General features: G+C 54.0%; 19 protein-coding genes and 1 pseudogene. 2 read left to right on the top strand and 18 right to left on the bottom strand.

Going from position 1 to position 25,955, the window contains the following annotated elements:
• Positions 1-134: 134 nt before the first annotated feature.
• The gene (locus U0004_RS28800; RefSeq protein WP_071653720.1) at positions 135-1,826 is read right to left on the bottom strand and encodes a ShlB/FhaC/HecB family hemolysin secretion/activation protein; all 1,692 of its coding nucleotides are present in this window, start codon (positions 1,824-1,826) and stop codon (positions 135-137) included.
• Between the two features lie 646 nt (positions 1,827-2,472).
• Here U0004_RS28800 and U0004_RS28805 point away from each other — a divergent pair.
• Positions 2,473-3,120: pseudogene (locus U0004_RS28805) on the top strand (IS5 family transposase); the annotation flags it as partial.
• A 300-nt stretch (positions 3,121-3,420) separates the two neighbouring features.
• On the opposite strand, the gene U0004_RS28810 reads toward U0004_RS28805, so the two are convergent.
• The 5 genes from U0004_RS28810 to U0004_RS28830 form a co-directional block, all read right to left on the bottom strand.
• Positions 3,421-4,038 (bottom strand): DUF4400 domain-containing protein, encoded by a 618-nt coding sequence (locus U0004_RS28810; RefSeq protein ID WP_081345793.1) that lies wholly within the window; start codon positions 4,036-4,038, stop codon positions 3,421-3,423.
• Entirely contained in the window at positions 4,035-5,945 is a 1,911-nt protein-coding gene (gene traD / locus U0004_RS28815; protein WP_070258232.1) for a conjugative transfer system coupling protein TraD, read from the bottom strand. The genes U0004_RS28810 and traD overlap by 4 nt, the downstream gene beginning before the upstream one ends.
• Before the next feature lie 3 nt (positions 5,946-5,948).
• Entirely contained in the window at positions 5,949-7,706 is a 1,758-nt protein-coding gene (gene mobH, locus U0004_RS28820; RefSeq protein ID WP_070258230.1) for a MobH family relaxase, read from the bottom strand.
• A 198-nt stretch (positions 7,707-7,904) separates the two neighbouring features.
• The gene (locus U0004_RS28825) at positions 7,905-8,546 is read right to left on the bottom strand and encodes a FlhC family transcriptional regulator (protein ID WP_071653719.1); all 642 of its coding nucleotides are present in this window, start codon (positions 8,544-8,546) and stop codon (positions 7,905-7,907) included.
• 15 nt (positions 8,547-8,561) lie between these two features.
• Positions 8,562-8,897: a hypothetical protein gene (locus U0004_RS28830; RefSeq protein ID WP_139144234.1), complete on the bottom strand. Its 336-nt coding sequence runs from the start codon at positions 8,895-8,897 to the stop codon at positions 8,562-8,564.
• Between the two features lie 337 nt (positions 8,898-9,234).
• Between U0004_RS28830 and U0004_RS28835 the strand changes: the two genes are divergently transcribed.
• Complete coding sequence (locus U0004_RS28835) at positions 9,235-9,927, top strand: S24 family peptidase (RefSeq protein ID WP_139144233.1); 693 nt, start codon at positions 9,235-9,237, stop codon at positions 9,925-9,927.
• A 334-nt stretch (positions 9,928-10,261) separates the two neighbouring features.
• Here the strand turns inward: U0004_RS28835 and U0004_RS28840 are convergent, their stop codons facing one another.
• The 12 genes from U0004_RS28840 to U0004_RS28895 form a co-directional block, all read right to left on the bottom strand.
• On the bottom strand, positions 10,262-11,608 hold the full coding sequence (locus U0004_RS28840) for a TolC family outer membrane protein (protein WP_070258303.1): 1,347 nt from the start codon (positions 11,606-11,608) through the stop codon (positions 10,262-10,264).
• Positions 11,609-11,643: 35 nt separating this feature from the next.
• Positions 11,644-13,038 (bottom strand): HlyD family type I secretion periplasmic adaptor subunit, encoded by a 1,395-nt coding sequence (locus U0004_RS28845; protein ID WP_081345790.1) that lies wholly within the window; start codon positions 13,036-13,038, stop codon positions 11,644-11,646.
• Positions 13,035-14,879 carry a type I secretion system permease/ATPase gene (locus U0004_RS28850; protein ID WP_081345789.1) on the bottom strand — a complete coding sequence of 615 codons (1,845 nt, stop codon included), beginning with the start codon at positions 14,877-14,879 and terminating at the stop codon, positions 13,035-13,037. Before U0004_RS28850 ends, U0004_RS28845 begins: the two co-directional genes overlap by 4 nt.
• A 137-nt stretch (positions 14,880-15,016) precedes the next feature.
• The gene (locus U0004_RS28855) at positions 15,017-15,613 is read right to left on the bottom strand and encodes a tetratricopeptide repeat protein (RefSeq protein ID WP_070258222.1); all 597 of its coding nucleotides are present in this window, start codon (positions 15,611-15,613) and stop codon (positions 15,017-15,019) included.
• A gap of 9 nt (positions 15,614-15,622) precedes the next feature.
• Positions 15,623-16,783: a hypothetical protein gene (locus U0004_RS28860; protein ID WP_217495263.1), complete on the bottom strand. Its 1,161-nt coding sequence runs from the start codon at positions 16,781-16,783 to the stop codon at positions 15,623-15,625.
• 557 nt (positions 16,784-17,340) lie between these two features.
• Entirely contained in the window at positions 17,341-18,408 is a 1,068-nt protein-coding gene (locus tag U0004_RS28865; RefSeq protein ID WP_070258220.1) for a DUF932 domain-containing protein, read from the bottom strand.
• Between the two features lie 175 nt (positions 18,409-18,583).
• The gene (locus tag U0004_RS28870; protein ID WP_231958617.1) at positions 18,584-19,609 is read right to left on the bottom strand and encodes a DUF7146 domain-containing protein; all 1,026 of its coding nucleotides are present in this window, start codon (positions 19,607-19,609) and stop codon (positions 18,584-18,586) included.
• Positions 19,610-19,674: 65 nt separating this feature from the next.
• Entirely contained in the window at positions 19,675-19,986 is a 312-nt protein-coding gene (locus U0004_RS28875) for a hypothetical protein (RefSeq protein ID WP_070258218.1), read from the bottom strand.
• A 79-nt stretch (positions 19,987-20,065) separates the two neighbouring features.
• Positions 20,066-20,626 (bottom strand): hypothetical protein, encoded by a 561-nt coding sequence (locus U0004_RS28880; RefSeq protein WP_070258216.1) that lies wholly within the window; start codon positions 20,624-20,626, stop codon positions 20,066-20,068.
• A 562-nt stretch (positions 20,627-21,188) separates the two neighbouring features.
• Positions 21,189-22,343 (bottom strand): fimbrial protein, encoded by a 1,155-nt coding sequence (locus tag U0004_RS28885; protein ID WP_070258295.1) that lies wholly within the window; start codon positions 22,341-22,343, stop codon positions 21,189-21,191.
• Between the two features lie 173 nt (positions 22,344-22,516).
• Complete coding sequence (locus tag U0004_RS28890; RefSeq protein ID WP_081345786.1) at positions 22,517-25,138, bottom strand: fimbria/pilus outer membrane usher protein; 2,622 nt, start codon at positions 25,136-25,138, stop codon at positions 22,517-22,519.
• An 11-nt stretch (positions 25,139-25,149) separates the two neighbouring features.
• Entirely contained in the window at positions 25,150-25,914 is a 765-nt protein-coding gene (locus U0004_RS28895; protein ID WP_070258214.1) for a fimbrial biogenesis chaperone, read from the bottom strand.
• Between the last annotated feature and the right edge of the window lie 41 nt (positions 25,915-25,955).

Genomic DNA, 25,955 nt, shown 5'->3' on the forward strand with positions numbered 1-25,955 from the left:
TCCTCTATTTAAAAAAGACATTGGCATAAAAATATTGAGCCAGAATAAATGCATAGCAAGCAATTGGATAACTACAAATCATCTCCCTATAAAAAACAGCAATAAATATCGGGAAGCCAACATATAACGAAGACTCAAAAGCTTTTGGTTAGTAGAATATTTAGCGAAGTTGTGCTGTTTTGAAAGTGTTTTGGTTTGGCAAGCGGCAAGCCAAGAGATATATCGTAGCCGAGCCACTTGTAGTTGCCGCGTAAGCCCAATGCAGTACCAACGAGGGTGCCCCCACTCTGAGGCACGGTCGACATGCTACTAACCCGTCCTGCATCAAGTGCGATATAGGTTTCGTTGGCAGCAGTGAGTACTGTCGATAGCTCGTTACGCCAAGTCCATCCGCTTTGTGCAGCTAGTGTTCGATTACCATCGAAGCCACGTACTGTATAAAGTCCTCCGATCTGTAGATATTCAGTGGACGGTGTTGGCATCAGGGCGTACTGCAGAGAGAACTTGCCGCGATAGTCAAAATGACGTGCGTTGACCTGGAATTTCACGTCAGTACCTGCGTTCGCAGTGATAATCTGGTAACGACCATTCCAGGTAGATTGCCCGTTGACACTGCCTGGGAAGCTACTGATTCCAGCCAAACTGCCTTGCAACCCAATATTTGCATCGAACGATGCCTGAGTAACTTCTTCCCGATGCTTGAGCCTAATCTCGTAGCTGCTAATATCATGCTTCTGCACATCAAGCTCTGCCCCTCCAAGCCAAGCTTGATCCTGCCGACGAACTAACTTAATCTGGAGGAGGCCCTTGTTATGACTGGAGCGATATGGAACGTAACTCATGCCAACCTCAAAGCGGCGCGTACGCCCGGTATAAGGTATCGCTGTACCTGAATATGAAAGTTTTTGCCTTGAAGACCATTCGTTCACACCGAACGAAAACGATGCATAACCGATAGGTACGTTCCAAACGGCGCCTTTTGCGCTAGACGCGAGAGTATGATTGCCAAACTCGGCATCGCTATTGAAAGTGAAAATCAACTGATCGTACAAATGAAGCGGAGAATCGATTGCAACGATTACTCCCAACTGGTTACGACCTGTCGTATCAATGCCCGAATTATCTGCGGTTAGAACAACATGTATCCGCTTCGTATTCTTTGGATGTCGGATCACAATGTCAGTTTCACCAAGCGCTATGCCAGGTATAAGATCAAAGATGGTGCCGGCTTGTCCTGGCAGTCGGCGAATGTTTTCAAGTGCTTGGTCGAGATCGCGTATATTGAGTAGCTTGTTTGAATTGCCCGGAAATATTCCGAATGATTTTCCAATATTAAAACCTTCCTCTCGTATTTCACCGATACGGCCAGGAATAATTTCAATAATCAGATGCCCTTTTGCAAGGTCTTGCTCTGGTATGTTGACTTGCGCTGTAATATAGCCGCGATTAATTAAGTACTGAGTGATCCATCCTTTCAGTTTCTTTAGGCCTTGTCCGCCAAAACAAGCGCCTTCGATGTGCAGATACTGAGATAACCAAGGGAACGACTCCCCTCCTACCAAATCAACCTCATTAATTTTGAAGCAAGGTACTTCAACGGGTAATTCAAATTGGGTAAGCGGCCCTGCTCTGTCAGGAGTTAGAACGTCAATTAACTTAATTGCACGTTCCTTTGCCACTTGAAATTGCTGTTCTTGATAACGTTGTACTTCTATAGGAGGAAGAATTGGCGATACTGTCTGCGCAGAGACATTAAGCGTTATGAAGAGAGACTGTGTAAAAAAAAGTACACCTACTGTGCTTTGAACATTTTTTGATTTAACCATACTGCTTATTTTATGAGTTTGCTGTATAAATAATTTACTTTTTGCAATTTTTAATTTATTGAAAAAATATATAAAAAGTTAATTGTATTGTTTTTAGCTGCCTCTGGAATCTGGTTTTCGATCAATAACGTAAAGTAATGATACTTTGAAAGATATGACAATATATAAGTAATTATTTCAATCTGAAATGCCACTTCTGATTCAGGTTCGGACGATATAGGGAAATGGTTTGCGCCGATATAGGACTGCTCCTAAAAATGTATATTTCACCGGGTTGTTCGCAGGCAACTGGGCAAGAAGCGCATGGGATAAAAGAGAAGTGGCACTGAAGGTTAGAACCGGCGCCCAAGTGGAAATTTGGCTCAAATGAGGACGCGCGATGCATGCAATATGAGCAGGAAAGAAACCTACGAGAAGAAATCGGATAGCGGCATTCAAGGCCTAGGGACTGAAATGGACGCCGCCTTTTTTTCGGGAGGACGCGAGTAGCTGGGACTGGTGTGAGGTAGAGAAATCAGGAGGGATCTTCATAGGCCTACAGCGTCAAAGCGCCTAAAGTGGAAGCACTGATTAATTTATTTGGCACCGTTCTCTGCGGCGGTCCGACCTGAGACAATCGCATTACCGCCACCGCCCGCCATCGGCCATGCAAAAGAGCTACTCTGACCTCGCAGACGGCGCCAAGAAGAAACTGACGCGGCGCGACCGCTTCCTGGCCGAAATCGACAGCGTGACGCCGTGAGGGCAAGCTGCACAAGCTGATCGATCCCTTCTATGCGAAAGTCGAAGGCGCCGGGCGCCCGCCGACCGGGCGGGTGCGCATGTACATTGCCCAGCAGTGCTTTGGCCTGTCGGACGAAGGCATCGAGGAGGCGGTCTACGACAGCCAGTCCATCCGCGCTTTCGTTGGCATTGGCCCGGGCCGCGAGTCGGCGCGGGCCGCGACGACCTTGCTGGCAATGCGCGACCTGCTGGAAACAAACGCGCAGACGCACCAGATCTTCGACACCATCAACGGACACGTGGCCGAGAAAGGCTTGATGGTGTGTGAGGGCAGCATCGTGGGCACTACGTTGATCGCTGCGCCACCGTCCATCAAGAACAAGGATGGCGAGCGAGATGCAGGATGCACCAGTCAAAGCAGGGCAATGCATGGCACTTTGGCATGAAAGCCCCTAGCGGAGTGGATGCCGCGTCAGGCCTAGTGCACACGGTCGTCGGCACGGCCGGCAATGTCGCCGACATGATCCAGGCGCACAGGCGACGAGAGTCGAGGCTGTTACACAGCCCGGAAGTCGTTCACGAAAGAGGCTCTCGCCGGGTACTTAGCAAGGGCATGCGGGTGTATGCCAGTGCCTTGCCGCGGCAGTTGGGCAGGTCGTCCAGGTTGCCATTGCCAAACGTTAGGAAGTCCAGGGCCATGTACTTGAAAGTGTCGTGCAACATGCACTTGTTCGGATTTAAGGTGGAAGCCGGTACGTAGACCTTGAAGCCGATGCTTCTGTTATGACGCACGCCCGCATTGAGCAGTGTGTCCAGAGCTTTCAGATTGATCGGCGGCTCGTGCAGGTGGGGTAGATGACCAAGATGTGCCTTACGCCTTGGCATAGTTGGCTATGCCAAGATTCATCAATATGCTGATACCGAGGAGCATGGTTGGCAGTACAACCGGATGCAGGGTCCAGGGCATGACCAGCAGGAGTACCATGGCGCATGCCGTCATGATCATCAGACAGACGGACAAGCTGACGATTTCCGGGCTGTGCCGCCTGAATTCATGTTTTTTGACAGCGCGGATGATGATGCCATCGATGCTGGCGGCACCAAGCAGTATCCCGAACGGCGGCAGCCATTCGACCAACGTTGCCAGACGGTAGGCACCCAGGGCGAAGAGTCCGTTGAGCGATCGGATGTAGGCGTTGTCGAACATGCGGGTGCCGACTTTCGCCATTTCCTGCGTTACGGCGGTGCCCGGCGATGCCGGCGGTTTGTCCGGGATGATGAGCGGCGCGTGCGTAGGTTTGCTTTCAACGAACGCAAAGGTCCGCTCCAGGATGCGTGCCGCAGCACCTCCTTGCCAGTACTGGCTGCAGATAGCGTGCTCCACGCGGATCTGCTGCAGGAATTGCGCCGTGGTATAGGCTGCCGGCAGATACAGCACCAGTACCAGCATCAGGCACAATGACACGACGGCAACGATGCGGATGATCATGCTTTCTCCTCCGCATCCTCCGGACCTGGATCGAGCAGTGTGCAGCGCCCCTTGATCAGCCGGCCTCCGGAAACGGAGGCAAAATACTGTAAATTCGGAAGTTTTCCCAGCATCGAAGGCGGAATCGCGTCGTCCAACTCTTCCGTCACCTGCTGCGAGGTGACGGAAGTGAAATCGGAGAGGTGCCCATCGGAGGCGGTGTTGCGCCCCACTTTCATGCTATGGATGCCGGTTTTTCCGAACGTCTCACAAATGAATTCCTGGGTGGGCTGGTCCTTGGAGCGGAAGGCAATCAGGTTGTTCAGATTGCCCAGTGCCATCCTGGCCGCATCCTGGCTGCCCAGGCGGTTCACCAGGTCTGAAATGGTTTGCATCGCCACAATCGAATAGATGCCGCCCTCCGCGCCCTTGTTGAGTATCTCGATGAGGGGCTGGTTGATCACGTTGGACACTTCGTCTGCCGCCAGGGTAATGCGGCGATAGCCGCCCAGGTTGTAGCGCATGCCCGAGCGCGCCGCCAGGTCGGCCAGTGCCAGGGCGCCGATCGCACTGGCGACAGAGGGATCGGGCAGCGAGTCCAGGCACATCAGGAGGACATGGCCTCCCCGCTCGATCTTCTCGAAGTTCATGATCGGCCGCTCGTCATCGGGATCAAAGGGATTCGGCGAGAGCGACTTGCCCAGGTCACCCGAGGTGAGCATGGATAGGATCGGCAGCAGGTTGGCGGTAATCTTCTGGTAGTGCTCGCGGTTGTGGCGAAAGACGCCGACCTGGGAGTCAATGACCTTGTCGTGCTGCGCTTCCGGCAGGAGCAGCTCATAGTAGGCGACGAACGCCAGCAGGTCGGCACTGGCAGACGGGCTCGGCGCTTTGATCAGACCACGGCTGGATTTGTCCAGCAGGTGCGCCATGTCCGGCCGGCTGCGCCAGCCGGCGCCGAACAAGGTCTGGTAGTGCCGCCGTAAACACGCTTCCAGGATCGGTTCGATCCCGCCCTCGATGTAGCGCATCAGCTTCATCAGATTCGGGCGCCGTTCCAGGGCCACCATGCCCTGGCATACCACGTTGACGGCACTCCAGGCAAAGGCCGTAAAGGCACCGGCCGTATCGGGGGGCAGGATCGATTCCAGGCGCGAGGCGATCTCGGTTGGCTTCTGCCAGTTGAATGTGAAGTCAATGCGGGCGCTTTTTTCCGGAAACGCCGGATGAAACCAGAGAAACGTGTCTGGATCGCGATAATCTTGGCAGGCGCGCATCACAATGCGCTTGAGGCGCTTGGAATTTTTGGGATCGAGGATGATCACGACATCACCGCGTTTGATGGCCTGGGTCAGCAAGTTGCCCAGCATGACACCCTTGCCAGCTTGCGTGGTGCCGACGATGACCGTGCCACCCTCGAAGTTTTGCAGTGGCCGGTACAGTGGCCGCTCCACGGGGCTGACGCCGTGTAGTATTGGTAAGCCGATCTCGGCGTCGGGCTGCGGCTGGATCACATAGCTGCGCCCGATCGCATAACCCAGCACCTTCTGCAGCAGCGGCGAGATCAGGTAGTCCTTGTAGTCGATCTTCGACAGCTCGTAGAGGCGCTGCGAATGCACCGGCGTCCATTCGAAACCAAAGCCCAGGAAAAGCTGGTCGTCCTCTTGGATGTACTTTGCCAGGGTCCTGGTGCTGATCATTTCCATGGCGCGTCCTGACAGCGCGGCGCGTACCTTGACGATATGCAGGCCCTGCCGCATGCGGAAGGCGGCCATGAGCACAGAGGCCGCAGCAGAACACAGGCCCAGTTTGACTGGCATGCCATCCGGCGTCATGTACACGAAGGCCGCCGCCGCAGCCGTCCAGGCTGTGCCTGCCAGCAGTTCCGACGGCCGGCGCCACGGCATTTCGTATTTGCGCAGCAGCATGGGTCACTCCTCTGCACCCGGATCTTTGAAATCCTCGACATGCAGCCCGTTGACGTATGCCGGCTTGAGGACCACGCCAGGCACGGTCTTGCCGCGGAATGGCAAGTCGGTGGTCGTCCCCTTGCCACGCTGCCGTACCAGCATATCGAGTTCTGTCATGCTGCGGATGGCGGTCTGTATATCGATCTGGCGTTTCGCCAGCTCGCCGAGCGGAATGAAGATTCCGTCCGAGGTGGTCGAGCAGGCCATCCGCGAGGCCGGCAAGTTCAGGGTATGGACGATGTCGGCCAGCGCTTTCACCAGCGCCGGGTGCATGCGCATGGGCGCGGCGAGCGACAACACCTCGATCTCCCGTCCCGGCAAGTCATTCTGAGCGGCAGGCGGTGCCTCCCCGTCCCCTGAGCCGGGCGGCATGTCATGCATGCCGCCCGGACCGCTTTCCCTACTGGGGGCGATCCCGGAGAACAGATCCTCCAAGCCGGCTGTTTTACTTCCAGATGTGATCGGCACCGCGGGCGCTGGCGTCGCCGTTGTGTTGTCGGCGGCGAGCCGCAAATGGTGAACCGATGCGGTGGTTTTCGCGCCATGTGCGTGGGGCGACTTCGGCCCCTGAGGCGTGCGAACCGGAGACGCCGTCTCGGACATTGCTGGGCCAGGCCTGCGGGCGGGCTTGCCGGGCACGATCAGCGGCATCGCCAGCGGCACTGGCGGCGGCACCATGCCTTCGAACAGCAGCCCCGGACTATCGAGTTTAACTGCCTCCAATGCACTGGCGACGTTGGGCGGTTTGATGAGCCAGGTGAGCTGCACCTCGTCCTGCGGCTGCGCCATGCCGTTGGCCAGCAGGATGTCCAATACCTCGCTGTCCGACTGCGGCAGCCCCGGCAGCAATGCTTCCTCCAGCACCTGCAGAATGTCGGCGACCGCATTCGGCCAAATGAGAAACAGGCCATCCGGGCCTAGCCAGATCCGCGACTTGTCGCCATTGGGCACCCACGCGGGATGTGCATCGACCAGTTCCTTCATGGTGTCGAGAAAATAGCGGCCCAGATGGAGTGCGGGTTTCACGGATCCTTGCACCCGCGCACTTTCCTGCAGATCCTTGTCGATGACAAAGGCGGCCGCGCGGCGTACCAGGTCGTCGAGCAAATTGTGCTGCTGGCGAGTCACGCTGCCGCTGATCGCGGCGAGCATGTGCGGCACCACCACGCTGTTGCCCTCAGCCAGATATGCCATCGTCTCCGGCGCAATAATCATCGGCAGCGCAAACAGGCCGACGGAGCGTGTTTCCTGCGCGCCGGGCTCCCAGCGCACCACCAGTCGTTTTGCTTTTTGCCGCGCGGCCCACTGTGCCAGCGGCATGAGGAAGGGCTGCCATTGCTCGCCATGCTCATCGCTGACCTGGATATGGCTCAGTGTCCGGTGCAATTCGGCGCACAGGCCAGCGATAAAGGTGGCCCGGCGCCAGCGGGGCTCCAGGTGGCGGCGGGCCGAAATGGTCGCGCGGCCTTCAAAAATCTGGTCATCGGTGGCCTGCAGGGCAAAAAATGCCGTTCTTAAGCCCAGGTCGACCATCCCTCCGCTTGCGCAAAAGTGCTGACTCGGTGTCGCTGGCAAGTCGAGCACATAGTCGACGAACTTGTGGATTGGTGGAACGAGCTCTTTCTGAAAGGTCTCGTGATCGCTGCCATATGACAACTTGATGCGCTGGATGAACGCATGTTGGCTCTGCATGATTGCCTCCGCGGAACGGATGGCCATGCCCTCTTGCTGGCAGGGTGGATAGGCACTGCTCTGTTCGGGGCGCTGTGTCGGGCTGGCCCCGGATGCTGTTGCCATGCCTTTGCATGGCTCACGCCGCAAAATGCAATAGAGCCAGGCAGGCAGGCGCATGACTTAATGATCCCTTAGTGCTTCGGCATTGGGTCGCAGTCCATGGGAGCCGATCTTTCCTGGGGGCTAGGCATGGCCTGCACGTTGGAAAGCGTATTCGTAGGAGCGGTTCCGTTGATGTGCCTCCAGGGAAATGGGTGGCTCAGGTTGTGGAAAGTGCCGGCGAATACGCGGATCGGTTGCATAAGCTTTAATTAAATGACAGAAAACGCATGGGTTATTGCAACTCATTACATTTTTTCGATGGGTAATATATTGCGATGTGCAATGGCGGCATGTTTTTAATAGTAGCGATGGCGATCGCTGTGTCCAGATGCCTTTTAAATGACAGGCCAATAAAAATGCCCGATCAATCGACACATAGGGATCGCGCCGGCACCGTTCTGCATACAACTTAAAACTGTCGATTAGCGCATTGCCTGGTGTGTAACTTGCTCCAAATTCGTTCAACTCGCAGATGCGCAAGAAAATGGCCGCAAACATGCAGGCATCTGCTTTGGCCATGTTATTCGTCCGTTCATACCAGAAAATGGCCGAGGCTATCCCGCGGCCACGCTTCTCGCCGGATTGGTCATACAGGAGACGGCGCAAGACCGACAGACTCAAGCCACTGATACACGATGCGGTGCCAATGGTGGCGCCCAGCTGCGCGCAGGTATCGGCAAGAATAAACGCGTTGATATGGCGATTCACCTGGATATGTCCCATGACGCACCTCGACTATCAGGACATCGCTATGTCCGGTGTCGTCCTGTTGCCAGGCGGTACACCAGGTGGTGTATGTTTGCGCACCGCTGACAAGATGCTGGCCAGTCCCGCTGGGGCATCGAGCAGCTGAAGCAGGTTGTCACGTGGCAAGAACAGGCTTTCACCCGTCATGTTGGCCGCGATTGCCTGGATGTCGGTGAAACTCATCTTGAGCAGGCGCGTGCATTGTTCTTTCGTCAGCCTGAAGCTGTACGCAGTTGCCGCCGGGTTGGTTTTGAGGTTGGAATGAATGAGCGTCAATAACTGAAAATTCATCCATTGCACACTATTAAATACGTGGTCGTTATCCATGGTCATCCTCGATCTTTTCCATATTGAAACTGAATAAGGGTAATAACTTGGGTGGTTGCTGGAAAAAATAGCAATCTCTGCCATTAAACAAATTTCGATTAATAAAAGGTGGCTTTATTTAATTTTTAGGCTACACCACGAAAAACCGAGAGTCAATAGCATGTTCTCATTTTGTTAGAAGTTAGAGAATGCCGGAGGCTCGGCTTGATTATAATTATTTTTGTGGTAGCTGCAAAAATGTAACATGTAATTAGTGATGGGAGGAAATAGCAAATGCTGCAAATGCCTTACAAATAAATTCGCTCCGCGATTTTTGACTCTGGGGAGTAGCACAAAAATGAATACGCTGAAAAAAATTGTACCGTTGTCAAAAGAGACAGCAAGCACTGTCGCCATTGATCTCGTGCCAGGTTTTCGCAACAGATTAAATGTCGAGCTCTCAAAATTGAATATTCCTGTAACGCAACGTCAACGTTTTCTGAGCGACATTACCGGTCGCGCGCTGCAAACGGTCAGCCGCTGGATTGAACCGGTAATGCCTGGCCTACCGGACTTGCGCTCGCTGGCCATCCTGTGCATCCAGTTCGGTGTGGATGCGAACTGGCTGCTGGGACTGACCAACCACCGTATTGCTTTTCCATTTGATGACCTGGTCGACGGTGTCGCCGCACACTTTTGCGGCGAGGATCAGCAGCGCCCGGACTGGATCGGCGCTTTGATTGCTCAAGCGTCATCCGAATTGCACGCATGGCAGGTGCTTGTGATGGAGGGGGATGACATGGCCCCTTTGATTAACCCGGGCGCGGCCGTTTTTTTTGACATGGTCGACGCGCGCACGGATGTCAACGGCACCTATGTACTCGACTACCTGGGGCGGATGCTGGTGCGGCACGTTGACGTTCAGCTTGAACGCGATCTGCTGTTGCGATGTGAGAACACGCGCTATACAGCAATCTGCATCCCGCGTCCTTTGGCTGGTTTGACAATCATGGGAAGAGTGAAACAGGTGTTTAATCCAGTGCACTTCTGATCTTGCCAATTGGCACGACAGGGTTGCAGCCACGTGTCGCAAGATAACCACCAGGCCCAAGCGAAATTCCTGTGCATCGATTGCGGTTAAGCAAATCACGCTGATGTGATAGATGCGAGGAATATTTAAGAGTGGGATGGCGCTTGATAGCCCGTGGAGAGATGGTGCGGCCTGACCACTCAAAACAACAGGAATCCCATCGAAGCGATTTGCAAATCACCGTACAGCGCCGTAGGAATTCCCGTCCTTGAGGACGGGGAGGATGTCGTGCGGCATACCCAACGTTAATGGTTGCGGTATGTTAGGTGAGTGACTACGGACCACGCTATTTTTTTCACTTGTCGACTAATCCCCGTTGAAAGTAGGTCGCTGTTTCATGTAAATCTGCCTCATGAAGCACCCCGGCCTTATATCGCAGAGCAAGTCTTGCCTTGATTAGGTCGAATTCGGCTTTTGCCAAGTCACGCTGGGCCGTGTAAAGCTGTTGTGATGCGTTCAACACATCCAGATTTACGCGCTCTCCAACCGCCATCGCCCGCTGGTTGCCGGCCAATGAAATCTGGGCCGCCACGACAGCTTTCAGACTCGCGGCAATGCGAGCAGGACCACCTTGGCTCAGCCGATATTGACGTTTCAGTTCGAGAAATAATTCGGACTTCGTTACGTCAAATACAGAGGACGCATTTTGTAGTATGTATGCTGCTCGCCGTGCGGAAGCGCTAATACCACCTCCAGAAAATAATGGAATATTCAATGCGATACCGATACCGCTGGAGGAAAATCCTTGGTTATATGTCGATGCGGACTCCGACTCACTTCGAGAGTGCTGCGCCATCAGTTCCAAAGTAGGCCGATGTCCAGCTTGCTGAGAGCGTATTTCCAATCGTGCGATTTCAATGGAGTAACGTTGCAACGCCAGTTCCGCGCTCGACGATAACGCAATACGTTGCCATTCTTCCAATGCCTCCGTTTGCAACCCAGGGGCGATTTTTTCGGCAAAATCCGGCCGTAAAGGATGCAGGTTCGCCGTTTCAAGCTGATCGGCACCGGTAAGTGACCGAAGTGCGCGCAAGGCAATATCGATGTTGTCTTCGGCGTCAATGAGATGAACATCCGCGGAACTTAACCTGGCTTCAGTATCAGCAATATCGGTCCTGGTTCCGTCCCCTCGTATCAGTGCCATTGAATTGCGTGCTAGCTGCTCCGCCAGTGCATTCCGCTGAGCCTTGGCGAGCTTGTACTGCTCAGTAAGCAAGAGTACCTCCACGTAGGCGGTCGTCACTTTGAGACGCAACTCTTGCTGCTTTGCCTTCCATTTTTCATCTGCCGCCAATGCTTGATTTTCCGCCTGCCCGAAGCGCGCTACGGCTCCGCTATCGTATAGCGCCTGTGTCATCACGAGTTTTCCTGAGAAGCTTGTATATGAGCGTTGCGTCCTTACTGGCTCAATGTTGCCTTTCGGTTGCTTGGCTGCTTGATGATTGATAGGGAAATTCTGATAGTTCAGCGATACTTTTGGCAGCAATGCGGCGCGCGCAATTGGCTTGCGTTCTTGCTCCGCAGCCCAATCAGCCCGAGCGGCCTGAAAAGCCGGATCCTTATCCACCGCCATCGCGTAAAGGGTAAGCAAGTCCGCGGCGGATACTGCCTGCACAAATAGAATAGCTCCGATGAATGACATAGTGCGCACCATGCGCTTGTGATTGGGTATGGGTTTCATTCTTCAGACAACGCGCTTCGCGCACGATCACGTATGGGTTTGAATAAATACGACAACAGGGAACGTTCGCCTGTGCGAATGAAAACTTCTGCTGGCATGCCAGGGCGAAGCTCCTGCGATCGCAGTGACGCGAAAGATGCTGGGGTGAGGTCGACTTCCACATTGTAGTAGGCGTTTCCTGAGCGCTCGTCCAGTAGACGGTCTGCACCGACCACACTCACGATTCCGGTGATGCGCGGCGTCACATTTTGATTCAATGCGGTCAGCATTATGGTGACTGGTAGTCCTTTCTTTATCTTGTCTACCAGGTGCACCGGCAACTGGGCTTCGATAATATTGTGCCGCCCTGCCGGAACAAGACTCATCAAGCGCTCACCAGAGCGCACATAGCCACCTTCGGTAAAAACAGACATACCAACGACGATGCCGTCTACCGCTGCCCGTATAACAGAGTTTTGTAAGCTGTATTGCGCCGACCTGAGTCGCTCACTCAAGGACTCCACCTGAAGCCAGTATTCGGCCCGTTGGCCTTGCACTTCCGCTTGAAATTGCTCCCGTTTTAGTTTTTTGCGCAGTCCCTGTTCGTTGATCTGACGCTGCAGCTGTCCGATTCTGCCGACATCTTGTGCCAGCGCCGCATTGGTTTGTGCGAGCAGCCTCTCGCTATCAATTAAACGATTACGGGACACAAATCCATCATCGGCAAGTGCCCTCAGTCCATCTACCTGCTCCCGTAGTCCAGCTTCCTGCTGCCGGCGCGCGGCGTGGGATCCCTGCAATCCTGCGAGCTCCGCTTCATATCCCGCGGATAGCTCAGCTAGCACCTCAAGCTCACGGGAAAGTGCCTGTTGCCGAGCGTCCATTAATTGCCGTTGTAACTGTGTAAATTCGGATCCGCTATCCGCCGTAACACCCGTCGGCCTCAATGGCCGCATGTCGTCCTGTGAGGCACCCTCCGTACTCAGTCGAAATGCACTTGTCCGTGCGGAGGCCAGTTGCGTTTGAAGTGATGCCACCGTCGCCTTGAGTTCAGTGTCGTCGAGTACGACGAGAGCCTGTCCCGATAACACGGCCGCGCCATTGTGCGTCAAGATACGTTTTACCTTGCCATCGAGTGCTGTTTGGATAACTTTGCTGCTTCCTGCTACCTTCACTGTGCCAGGGATGGACACCCCTTTGTCGAGCGGTGCTAGTGCAGCCCATAGCACGGAACCAAACGCGCCAATCAGTACGACGAGCCAGCCAAGGCAAATGTAAAAGTGTTCAGTCCGAACGTATGATTTGGCGTTTTCGACGTCCTTCCGATGCCTTATACCAGCATGCATCCTTGCCTTTTCCGAGTGAATCGATGAGGTACCGGGCACGGCTTTTTTTTGTTCATTGGGCATCATGAGGCTACTGCCTTGAGGTTCTTGGCATTGTTTGCGAGTGCTGATAGCACAGTGGCGGTCGGGCCAAATAGCGCGGCTTGCGCGTGGCGAAGGCACAGCAGCTTATTCGTTAGGTCGAGCAGTGAGCTACGGTGCGTCACCAGAACAACGGTGACACCGTTCGCTGCTAAATGGCGTACGGTTTGCCCAAGCGCTAGTTCACCTGCTGCGTCCAAATGCGCGTTTGGCTCATCGAGCACGACTAGCGCAGGCTGTCCATACACCGCTCGTGCCAAGCCAATACGTTGTCGCTGACCACCGGACAAACCGATGCCGCCGTCTCCCAGAACGGTGTCATACCCCATTGGCATTTGTAAAATCATATCGTGTACGTTTGCTAACTGCGCGGCACGTATGACTTCTGCAGGGTCTGTGGTTTGGAACCGCGCGATATTTTCACGTAGCGTGCCGCTGAGGAGCCCTACGTCTTGAGGCAGATAACCCAACGAATGTCCTAGTTCAGACTTGTCCCACTGATGAATATCTGCTCCATCGAGCCTAATCTTTCCGGCGGCAGGTTTTCTTGCGCCAACCAATAGGCTGGCTAGCGTAGATTTTCCTGATCCTGATGCACCGATCACGCCCATTACATCGCCAGGAGCCAGTTGACAGCTTAGCGAAGAAAACACCATGCGCGCCTCAGAGCCCTCGGTCGTCGATAGTGCGCAGACACTCACGCTTTCTACGCTCACATGGCCGGTAGGGCGCGGTAGCGACATGCGATCCGTTTCGTCGGCTACTCCAATAATTATTGCATCAAGCCGGCGCCACGCCGTCTGAGCGGAAGTAAACTGTTTCCAGCCTCCGATCATTTGTTCCAGCGGTGCGAGTACGCGCCCCATCAGAATGGAGGCGGCAATCATCATGCCTGGGGTGATTTGTTCAGCAATAGCAAGCAAGGCACCTGTACCAAGGACGATCGACTGAAATGCCATACGAAAAAACCGTGCCGCGGAATTCAGTCTCACTGTGCGTTCGGCGGCACAACACTGTTGTTGTAGTAAATGGGCATACAAATGTTGCCACTTGTGAAATAGTGCCGGCATCATGCCCATTGCTTCTACCACATCGGTATTCCGCAGGTGAGAAGTGGCAGTAGCATTGGCTCGTATCGACAGAGTGGCCGTCTCCCGGGCGGCATTCGAAGATATTCTCTCGGTTACGACAGCTATTGTTAGCAATGTGGCTGATCCTATGACCGCCAGGACGCCAAGCCAGACATTGAACAAAAAGATAACCACCAGATAAATCGGGAACCAAGGCGCATCGAAAAATCCAAGAAAGCCGGGGCCTGACATAAACTGCCTTACAGTGCTCAAGTCGCCCAAGGTATTGACAGCCAATAAGTTGGATCCGTTTAAATTGGCTTGGTAGGTGCCAGTGTAGACATGGCGGTCAAGATTCTGTTCCAGCTGATATCCTATGCGCACGGCAATGATGTTGCGGATGTAGTCAAGAAATGACAGCACGCCGAGAACGCCTAGGACCATGGCAGTGAGCATGAAGAGCGTCATCTCATTTTTTGATGCGAGTACTCTGTCGTAGACTTGGAGCATATACATCGACGGTGCCAGCAATAAGATGTTAATGATTGCACTGAAACACCCGATGGATATGAATGCCGCGCGGTAATGAGACAATGCAGCCATGATTGGACTGATTGCACTTGAGGAGCGATGGTGGAGTAAATTGAGTAGACGCGATTCGCTCATACGAATCCTTGTTGTCGAAAAATTGGTGGAGGTTTGAGCAGGAAGCGAGATAGTTCTTGCGGAAAACCGGCGACGTGAATAGCCAGCCATGTCGATAGCCCGGCATGATTTCAGTCACGTATTTTTATTGTTGAACTAGCTGCTGTGATCCAGGTGGTTGACTATGCGACAATTTCCCCCAAATATAACCGAGGGAAATTGCGCGGACTATCAACCAGTGAGGGAAGCTATTTCTTGGCGGCTGCTTGGCTATTTTTTTCATTCATCGCTACTGCATCATCCCAGTGATCGATGGTCCACTGACAGTCAGCGCATCCGAGAGCAGCCGATTTTTTGAAATATGCATAAGCAATTTCATAGTTTTTTGGTATTCCATTGCCAAGAAAGTAATTCGTCGCAATGTTCTTATACCCTAAAAAATTGCCTTGGGCGCCGGCCTCTTCGAATAATTGATTAGCCGTAGAGTGGTCCCCTTTTTGCTGGTATAGCATTCCCAGGTTGGACAAAGAGGCCGCTTTTCTATTGTCATTTAGACTAATGGATAGGCGATAACGCGCCATCGCTTCTGGGAACTGCTTATCGGCCGTATAAATCACGGCCAGCATCCAATTCGCATCAGTGTTGCCTCGATCGGCTTTTTCCACTAAATCATAAAATCCTTCCTGATTCGATGGCATTGGAACGCTGAAGGAGGATAAATAGTCGGCAGGATGCTCAAAAACGATTTTTGGTACAGGTTTGCCGGACATCTCACCTCCTAAAACGGGAAAGCTCAAGGCAAACGTGAGCGGAACCAGTACTGCAACGAATGTCGATTTTTTCATATTCTAATTTCATGCAGTATAGAGCTCTACATCTTTGTTTTCCGGCGTCCAGGCACCCCGAAGGATCTCGGTCTGCATTGGATCGACTACGTGGTGATTTGCCGTGAACCAAATGTCTTCAATGCTGGTCGTCGAGCCATTATTCCAATCGACGCTGGAGGCTTGGCCATGCAGGTTGCCATTGGCATCAAAAATATCAGCATTGTAGTACGAAAGATTGATGGATTCTATGCCAGAGGCGTGCAGCGAAGTGAGCTCGCCTGAGTCGGTAATGCCGTTATTATTTGCATCACGCCAGAGGCCCAAAGACATCCAGAAAGAGTCTTCAGCGTCAAATTTCCCGTCTTTATTGCTATCTAAGTCTGCAAGCGCGGCAAAGCCATCAGCAGCTTTTTCTCCACTCTGCTGGAGAATGGTGTTGTTCCCGAACATCTCGTTGCCATTATCAATGAGACCATTGTTGTTCTTATCCCATACAAGGAACGCACTATTGTTCTTAATCCATCCGGTGCTTCCAGAGTCTCCATCACCCGAATGATCAAAGTATATGGATCCATCTTCAAGCGTGGTATGAATTCCTTCGCCGGTCATGTCGATAACTAACGGTGTTTCCGCGTTTTTCTGCTCTTCAGCAGTCTCTTCGAGATTTTCCTCTACTCCATTCGGCGTCAATTCATCCAGTTCAAGGACGTGATCCATGAAATGCATGTCATTGTCGTGATGGGTGACGCGAATGACTGAGTTGACGAAGTCGATGCAGTTATTGGTGACAAGATTATAGTTGGAAGAAAAATCGCGATTGAATACGCCAGATTTCAGATCGCTTATGTAGTTGGAAATGTTGCCGATCACGGATTGCGAATACAGCGGATAGCTAATGCTCGAAGTATTTGCCGCATCATATGCCTGTGAATCACGGAAAGTGAGATTTTCTGCTCCGCCGACCCCCTTGCTATCGCCAAGCCCCCATCCAATTGATTCACCTTGAAACTCAATCCAGACATGGCCAAACAACGACTTACTTTGGTTGCCGTCTGCATCAGTGAAAATCGTACCAGCAGGTGCAACTTTTACCGTCAAAATGTCTTTTTCTGTGCCATGAAATTGCCTAAGCTGATCCTTTTCCACCAGGCCAAGATCCTTACCACTCATAATTTCTCCAGTTTTCATTAAATAGTTCTATGGCCTAGCACAAAGGCTAGACCATAGAACAGTTGATATGTGAGTGAGCACTGGCTGTCTTCGTTACTTTTTTGACATGTGGGGCGAGCGTGCTTGCTCCACATGTCAAGTTAGTAAGCTGGAATTATGGATGGCGTGGCTGATTTCTGTACATGTGGACAGCTCTCCTATTGCTGTTCAGTGAATGAAAATCATTATCATTATGAGGGGGTTTTGCGTTTTATGCAAGCCATGTCAAATCTTAGGTAATTTTATATAAGAGGTAAATTATAGGAGGCATTCGCCTTCGTGCGACAACGACCATCGTTTTTGAAATTGACTGGAATGGCAAACGTTACCGTTTTTTACAAGTCTAAGGTGTACGTTTGGGGAATGCTTCTGGAGTGAAAGAATGCCTGCACATGACCTGCTTCTGTTTTCACAATATCTAGGAACTTGGGGTTACTAGAACCAAGAAAAATTCCAGCAATACATAATGAGTTGGAGTGTAGGGAAAAGTTCATGCGCGATAACATAAAAAAATGTTATCGCGCAGAGAGGTGCGGCTACACTGCAGCCGCAATGGCTTTCCATTCAGGCGGTTCAAAATCGAGCATGTGCCCGCCGAATTCCTCAAATGCCGTGGCGCGGTCATAGTCGGCGATGTTTTGTGAATAGCCGGTTACGGCATTGATGAGGCCATACGCGGACAATTCCCCACCTTCAACCAGATGGCGCAATACCCCGCCACGTTCATCCTCATTCAAAGTAAGCCGTTTGGCCAGTACTTCCACCGATCTAACAGGATCGCCCGTCAATTGGATGCCCATGGTCTTTTGCATTTTCGCGGAAATCAGCTGGAAGGTCGCTGCCGATACCGCTGCTTCGACCATGTCCCGCACCTTCAGGAACAAGGCATGATCATCCGCCTTCAAGGTGTCGTCCTGAAACACGACCACATGCTCCTCATCACTGATCAGCTTGCGCCCCAGGTGCGTCTTGCGCATCGAGCGGTCTGCGGCAATCAGGCCGTTCTTGCACACCAGGCGATAGATCAGCGGCTCGACACGCAGTTTGGCGCTGCCTATTTCCGAATTACTCACCACGACACCCGCCTGTATCACGTCGCCAGGTGCGACTTCGCAGCACACCTTGCTGGTCACCACTTTCAGGTATAGCCGCGATTCCGTCAGTTCCAGCGATTCGAAGCGTGCGCCGGGCAAGCGGTCGAGGATCGGCAAAATGTAGTTTGCCAAGTCCCAGTGGTCAATGCGGCGATAGCGGTCGGTCAGGAATGCACGGGCCCTGCCGTCGAGCGTGCGTACCAGCCGGTTGATGTGCGGATGCGCATGCATCCAGGCATTCACGTTCCGGTCGAGCAGCATGGGCATTTCCAGTCGCATGCGCTCAAAGTAGCCATGCGGGATCGCATGTTTATCAGCAATCTGCTGCAAGGCGAACGCATTGACAGGGTATTCGCGCGCGCCGCCGGCTTCATCGATCAATAAAGTGCATTGCCCAGTCGTGCTGGTGGACAGGCGCATCTTCATCGCAGGAACGATCATGTCTTTCTTGCTGGCCAGCTGACGCTCAAGTTCAACAGCCAGATTTTTCAGGGTACGGCCTTCTCTCATGATGATCTCCTCAATAAGGCGGAGATGCACCCGGGCGGGAACATCCCCGCAGGGTGAAAATAGAAAGTAGTGCATTACCTGGACGCATCGTGCGGCGTCCATTCGCCACCAGGTAAGCTCAGTGGCGCCATCAGCAAGCGTGATACCGCGCGTTCCTCGGATTTATATTGGCCGATCACGCCGCCTTGCTCGTGCAGCGTAATGTCGCTGCAAATACATTTGTCCAGTCAGATCCAGGTACCTTGGGAACAAACACCTCGACCTCGATGGGTGTCGTACGGCGCATCTTTTTCAAGCGCCGTGCCAGGAAGTAGGCGGATGCCTGGCCATCGAAGCAGCTATCTGCATCGTTGTCGGCGTAAATTCTCAGCTTGGTGACCGAATCCGGGATCCAGATATGCTCCAGGTTGCCCGCCGTCAGCGCAGGCCAGACCGGTGGCCCCGTGCGCTTGAGCACCGCAATGCCATTCTCGATGCCTTCCGACACCGACAGTTCAGTCGTAGGCTCTCCCAGACGGACGGCCGAACCAAACCACGCATCTCCCAGCAGCTTTTTCGGTTCCTCGACGGGGGCCTTCGCACCATTTTTTAAGTAAGTGCGATGCAGCGCCACGATGCCGCCATCCTTCCCCTGCAGGCAAGCCACCATGGCCGGAAAATCAGCCACATGCACGTACTTGTCTGCCGCGCCTTCCCGTACAAAATACGGCAGTGCGGGATGAAAACGCAGCGTCGCCGGATACAGCTCCAGAGCGATGCCACGATTGGCCAGGTAGCGGTCTACCTCATCTCCAGCCCTGATCGGGATGGTTTCGTTCCAGATCTTCTCCCGGCTTCGCCGGGTATCGTGGACTGCGCGCTGAGGTGCTCCTCCGGGAGCCTGGTCAGGTAGTACGTTGAGTATGCGTTCGATGGTGCGCAGTGTTTCGCTAGCACTGATGCGTAGCCAATGCTGCAGCAGCTTGAAGCCGCCGCCGGCGCCGCAGTGCCGGCAAAAATAGTTTCCTTCGCCAAATTTATCGGTGTATTGGAAGCGATCTCTGCCGCCACAGCCGGCGATGGGGCATGGACCATTGCGGTGATTTAACAGCCGCTCATCTACGCCACATTGCGCCAGGATGGAGGTCCACCGGCCATGTGCCAGCGGCAGCATCCTGCGCATTCTTTCGTCAAATTCCTCTTTCCTCATCATTTCCTCCATTGGTCAGCACCCCTGCAGCGAGGCGCGACCGGCGGGGTCTGCACCCCGCTTGTGGATGAAATGGGTTAATCGGCGAGCCTTGGCGTGAACAGCTTGCCGTCGCGCAGTGCGCTGCCGATGACGGTTTCGGTGGCTTGCTGATCCGTCACGTAATGCACTTCGTTCGCAGCATTGCTGTCCGCTCTCCTGATCTCGAAGCCATTGCCTTCGGCATGGATCACAAATGCCAGGTTCCGACGCTTCCCTACAAAGAAATCCCGGCCTGGCCGGCCGGATACCACTTCCCTTTCTTTGACGAGATAGGACAGTTCCGCCATCGCTGTGACGCGGAGCATGCGGCCACGGCTTGTGGTGACATCGTTGGGTGCAATTTTCATATTCCTCTCCTTTCATGTGTAATAGATGGCAGTGGTTGTTGGCTTGACTGAGCCATGCTCCCCGAGATGCGTCCCTGTGTCAGGAGAACAGGTCAGTTTGGACAGTAGATTGCTTGACCTGCTGGTTGATCCATTGCGGATTTTTCTCCAGCTGGTGTGCGACCCAGTCGGGGTCGTGCAGGATTTCGGCCTGTATCCAGGCCGGATAGTGGTGCAGTGATGTGCTGAACCATGCCTTCAAATGGCTGAGAATCCAGCCGCGAATATCGTCAGCGTTGAGCTTGCCGAAGTAGGCAGTAGGAGAAAGCGGACTTGTTCCCACCACTTCCAAGCAGCTGGCAAAGGAAAAGGGCATCCGGTCGTGTTCACGATCGGTAAAGATCCACCGCAGCAATTCAAATTTCTCTTCCAGCGGTGCAAGTGGATCGCGAAGTCCGTCGATTTTCGTCAGGAGTAGCCAGTGAAGTTTGACCACTGCTTGCTCGTCCCATAGGACATCTGGCGCAGCATCAATGGATTGCAGTAATGCCTGGCTACTCAGATCCCCTTGACTACCTTTGTCGATCTGAAACATGTCTGGCTGTGACAGGCTTCGGCCTGATTCGGGTGTCAGGCCGGAATGGTTAAATGTGCTATGCATGATTGCCTCCCATGGAGCAGGGACAATCAATCCCCCGGGATTGTTTGACCCTGGGGGTGAAAGAATACCGGCTGAGCCGGCAATGACAAGACTGGCTTAAAGATGCGGCATGAACCGCAATGACGGGCTGCCAGCTACCGTCCTAAAAACCTTTTGACGCGGCGCATGAGGCAGCGATGCGGCGCGACGAAAGGTCTCAAGATGGAAAGGATGGCGACAGGAGGACAGTGGTGACGCGACAGCGATCGAAGGGTAAAGGGACCGCGCTGCGCGCAAATATGGTGGCTCGCCGATGCTTGCAGGGCCAGCTGCTGCAGAACTATGTCCATCAATGTAGGTCACTTACTACCCGATGTCAACCGAGGTACAACGAAATTGGCCTCCGGTACTCGCCGTGTTGGCAGCGGAAAAGAGATACACAGAATCGATGGCTATCTGCCAAGCGTGCCTGATGCCGGTGCGCGCGGTGTCGTTCTGGCCGCGCTAGCCGTTGAGCGGCTAGAGCGGCCACTCAACGCAACGGACGTACAGACGGAACCACTTGTTTTTTTTGAAGATGCCGCTACTGGTAGATAATCGTATAAGTGGCTACTGCATTGGCTTTGCCCGGCCTAACTGTATCGGCCGTTTGCAGATAACGTGCCCCAAGATAGATGTTCAATGATCGGGTATCCGCTCCCAGTACATCTGGCAGAGGCACATTCTGTGATAAGGCCCTGGGCGTTCCGCTATTATCAAGTAGTTGTACGCCTATGCCGACTGCCGAATCGGGGGCCGCCACCAGACCTAAAATCCCTCTGGGCGCATCAATTGCGGCTGACGCTGGTTCAATGCGCACGCTTACACTGTTCTTTACCACGATACCGGCATTGCTTACCCCCGTTTCAGACGATGCCGGAATTGCCCCGTTGTCGGTGTTGCCGTAATAGCCTGGAAACCCGGGGCAGTCGGTCAAACGGATCACGAAATCGATTTTTGGCGTGCCAGAACCTATTCCCTTCAGGGCGGAGGTGCCATGCCGGCCCATCGGCACATTCACGTTGGGAGTCTTGCAGGTGGCGCCAACGACCTGAATACTCCCGCGCACTCCAATCGATCCGAGAACATAAGCTGGACTGTCGTTGTTGAGAGTCATCGACATTGACAATGACCCCAAGGCATTCGCATCAATCACGCCTCCCTGCACTTCTCCGGTCTTGACGAGGACCATCGCAGCTGCTGACGCGAATGGCAGATCACCGGTGCTACAGCTACCTGCCGGAATATTCTGCCCTGCAGATGCATTGCAACTGTTCGCCACCTGGGGGGCTGCAGTATAACTGCCCATGACGGCGACAACTCCGGGCGGTCCGGCGATCCAGGCGACGCCGATGCCGCGAACACCTGTATCATAGATTTTTCCAGCATACGGCCCCACATTGACATTCGATTTCGCACCCATACCATACGCTCGAAAAGAACGGATTGTCGTCGCTGACGGCACGTCGCAAAGGAACCGAACCATAGATTGGGTCTGGTGAAATTCTTGCATATAGATGCGTGTACCAATGGGCATATCGCGAGGCACAACAAGACTGTTGATTTGAGATGGCATGATGGCCGTTGCGGGACGGTTTGGATTTTCGTATTTGCAATTCACCGCCCCTTGCGATGTCTGTGCCACAAACCATAAAATCATGGTGAAGAGAAATAAACGTATCATTACAGTAATTTTCATGAAATGCCCCTTGGCCGGGTTTGCGCACAATGACAGGCGGGGCGGGTTGTGGGATCATAGTGGCCGCTTATCGCGCGATCCTGGAGAAATTTCGGACTTAGCGTCCCGTCATTGCAAGGCGCTCAAACAATGACAGCACAGCGGATATGACCTTTTTTCAAGGAGATGCCTCTTCATGGTTGCACCTTCTTCAGGCCCTTAACGCCTGGTATATTTTCACTACCAGCCGCTGCCAGTCGCATGTCCGTTTCAGAGGAACACACTGCATTTACCTGGCGCAATTGGTTGCTGTCACCTTGCATGACTGACGCGGGGATGGATAGCGTGCAGCGTTCATGCGCTCTGGCGCCCCATGTCACCGACAATTGGCGGCTGCTTTCTTGCAACCGGGCATACAACTGGCCGTCCTGGCCTACGACTCCGACCGAATGGCCCAACTCGTCGATGACTGTGGCGCCGAATGGCAGTGCACCGCCGGTCTCCAGTTGTACATGGAAGAGCACGGCCCGCCCCTTGCTCGTGCCGTACTTCAGGTACACGACGGCACCTTCGCGGGGTGCCACTTGCTGGCTTGTTTCGAGCATCTCGATGTCCATCGATGTGCCGGCTGGATCAATTGCCACTTCATTCAATTCATAAGGACGTAAATATGGCACGACGGCGTTACCCCTCGCGTCGAGCTTGAGCCCGGGATAGCCGGCTATGCTGGCGCCGGCCGCGCCGGGCGCATGCACGACGGCCATGGTCTCGCCGCTGTAGGGCGACAGCGTGACGCCGCCCGGATGTGCGACCACGCTGCCGCTCATGCTGAGCGAGGCGCTGGTATACCCCTGGCCATGCCCCAACGATCCTCCGAGTAGTGCTTGTCCTCCCGTATAGCGACCACTCACTGTGCTGCTGATGCCGCTGCTCGCATCGCGGTTCACCGATGCGCCATAGCCAAATTGTCGTTCATCGCCAGTGGTACCGCTGAGGGTCGCCATTTGATTGAAACGGCCGTTAGCATTGCGCGCGAGCTGAGTGGACAATTGCGGCGTCGACAGACTATTCTGGCTTCCCAAGGGCATATTGAAGGTCAGCAACAGGCGGTCTTCCATGCCGCCATAGGACATTCTTCCGCGGCTGGCTGCAATGCTGTAGGCAATCCGTCCCACCTGCTTGCTATAGCTGAGCTGATATTGCAAGTCCTGACCCCGGCGGTTCCAGTAATTCTGCGTGTAACCGCTCATGCTCAAATTGCCCCAGTGTCCAAGGCTTTGATCGGCTGTTAACGACAGGCGGTTACGCGGCCTGTCCAGAACGCTCGTGGAATAACCTCGTCGTTCGGCGTTGAGCGATTGCATCGCATTGGTAAAATCCAGAAATCCCCGGGTGGAAAAGCGATACGCCGCCAGGGCAAAATTGCTCCCGGTACTTAAGACATTCTTGTTGTACGACAAGCGCAGACTTTGACCTCTCAAGGTGTCGGCGACAAGCTTCGTATGAGCATGACTGACATCGGCCGATATGGCGCCGATCGGCGTGGCAAAAGCCATGCCGCCCAGGAGAGAGAAATAGTCCGAGCTAGCCTGTACTCCGCCGTAGCCGGTCATGCTGTTGCTTAAGCCATACTGGGCTGTACCTTGCAAGAAATGTGCTTGCTGGCTCAGATAGCTGTTACGTGTGATGCCTGCTGTTGCGCCGAAACGTAGCATTCCTGGACGCAGCAGTTGACTGACGGCCGCATACGGTACAACAAAGTGCTGTTCGCTGCCATCGGCTTCGAAGACCGTGACCGTCAAGTCTCCCCCATAGCCAGTGGCATACAAGTCGTCGATGACAAAGGCTCCAGGCGCGACAGTCGTCTCAAGCAGAATACTGCCCGCCTGGCGAATCGAGACACGCGCATTGGAGCGTGCTACACCGCGCACCACGGGCGCATAGCCGCGCAGAGAATTCGGCAGCATGCGGTCATCGCTGGCCAATTGAACACCGCGGAACGATTGGGTATCGAAGACTTCGCCGCTGGTATGGGCGTCCCCCACGGTCAACTGACTTTGCAATGCAGTGATGTCGCGCCGGCCATAGGTATCCTGTGCCTGATAATGGCTACCGCGATGTGGCTGCCACCTCAGTGCACTCTTGTGGCGGAGACGCCAGCTGCCTAGATTGATGCCCGCATCGAGGCCAAGATACGCGGAATCATATTGGGTGTTGCTGCTTCTGCTGTGATTGCTGTTGAAATTGTAGGCTAGCATGCCTGCGGTGACACCACTGTCCCATACGTCCGGACTCACGTAGCCGCGAGCATTGCGCAGCAACGATATCTGAGGAATACTGATATCGACTTGTTGTGTCTCGGGCACGAAGACGGCCGTGGCACCGTCGATCAGTTTGGCCAAGTCAGTGCATTCCCCTGCAGCGAGAAAGACCAAGGCCTCCGGTGCCAGGCGGGTCAGATCGACACCCAGCAGCTCGAGCAGTTTTCGTGATACGCACACGACCGCATTGCTGCCGTCGGCATTGGCGCGGACGTGGATATCCTGGCGACTTTTTAACTGGCCGTTGAGTGCGACATCGGCGCGGTACACGCCTGGCAAGACTGGATTGCCCTTCTGATAGGCAGCCAGGTTCAGGCTACGCGAACCTTCCGGCAAAAAGGCGCCGTTAAATTCGATCTCATCAGCATAGGCGAGCGGCATGGCCAGCGCACAACAGCTGAGCGCCACGGCTTTGGCCATTTTGCTGACATGTGGGCGCACGCCCACGCGATCCTGCGGCAGCAGGTTGCAATGGAAATAAAAATACGCATTCATCAAGATATACCTCAGGGCTCGGACCGAACGGCCGGTACAGACAGCGGGCGCCGGGTCGGTACTTGAGCGCCATAATCATTGATGGCACTAAAATCAACCTGTGCATCGGCACCCGGCGAGGACTTCAGCGTTGGCAGTGCAAATTGTTTCGTTTCACCCGGCGCTACCATGCCATCCTCGCTGTCGTTGCGTTGGGCATTGGTCACCAAGCTGACCCCGACTAGGGAAATGTGAAACGCCGATGGGTTATAGGCTTCGAGTGCAAAGCCCGCCCCTTGGGGGAGGTGCACGACACGCCATTGGAGCTGTTCAATAGACTCGCCCGGACTTCCAGGCAGGCCCACGGGGCGATAAAATATCTTGATGCGCGAACGAAATGCCATTTGCAAGGTGTTCGAGTCGCTTTCCTGTAACTTAGGTGGAATTTCCAACACATTCAGCCAAAACACAGACTCCCTCGCTGCTGGCATTGCAGTGCCGATAAACATCAATCGCAAGCTCTGGCCCTTGCCAGGATCGATGCGAGCGAGCGGAGGGGTCAGGACGAAAGGTGCCTTGGACGTGGTGGGAGTAGAGGTGACATCACCGGTATCGATCCATGATTGCACCAGCGCTGGATGGCTGCCTTCATTATTTAGCTTGACCGTGATCTCCTTTTGATTCGCTGGATAAATTTGACGCGTGCCAGTGATGACCACGCTGGCCATCGATGAGGTGGAAAACAGCGAAGCCATACTAAGGATTAGCAGACAGTGCAATGGATGGTGACGAGACATGCGGAAACTCCGGAGTGATGCTGAAAACCCGCCTCGCTGCA

It is taken from the genome of Janthinobacterium lividum (assembly GCF_034424625.1).
GTDB classification, from domain to species: Bacteria; Pseudomonadota; Gammaproteobacteria; order Burkholderiales; family Burkholderiaceae_D; genus Janthinobacterium; species Janthinobacterium lividum.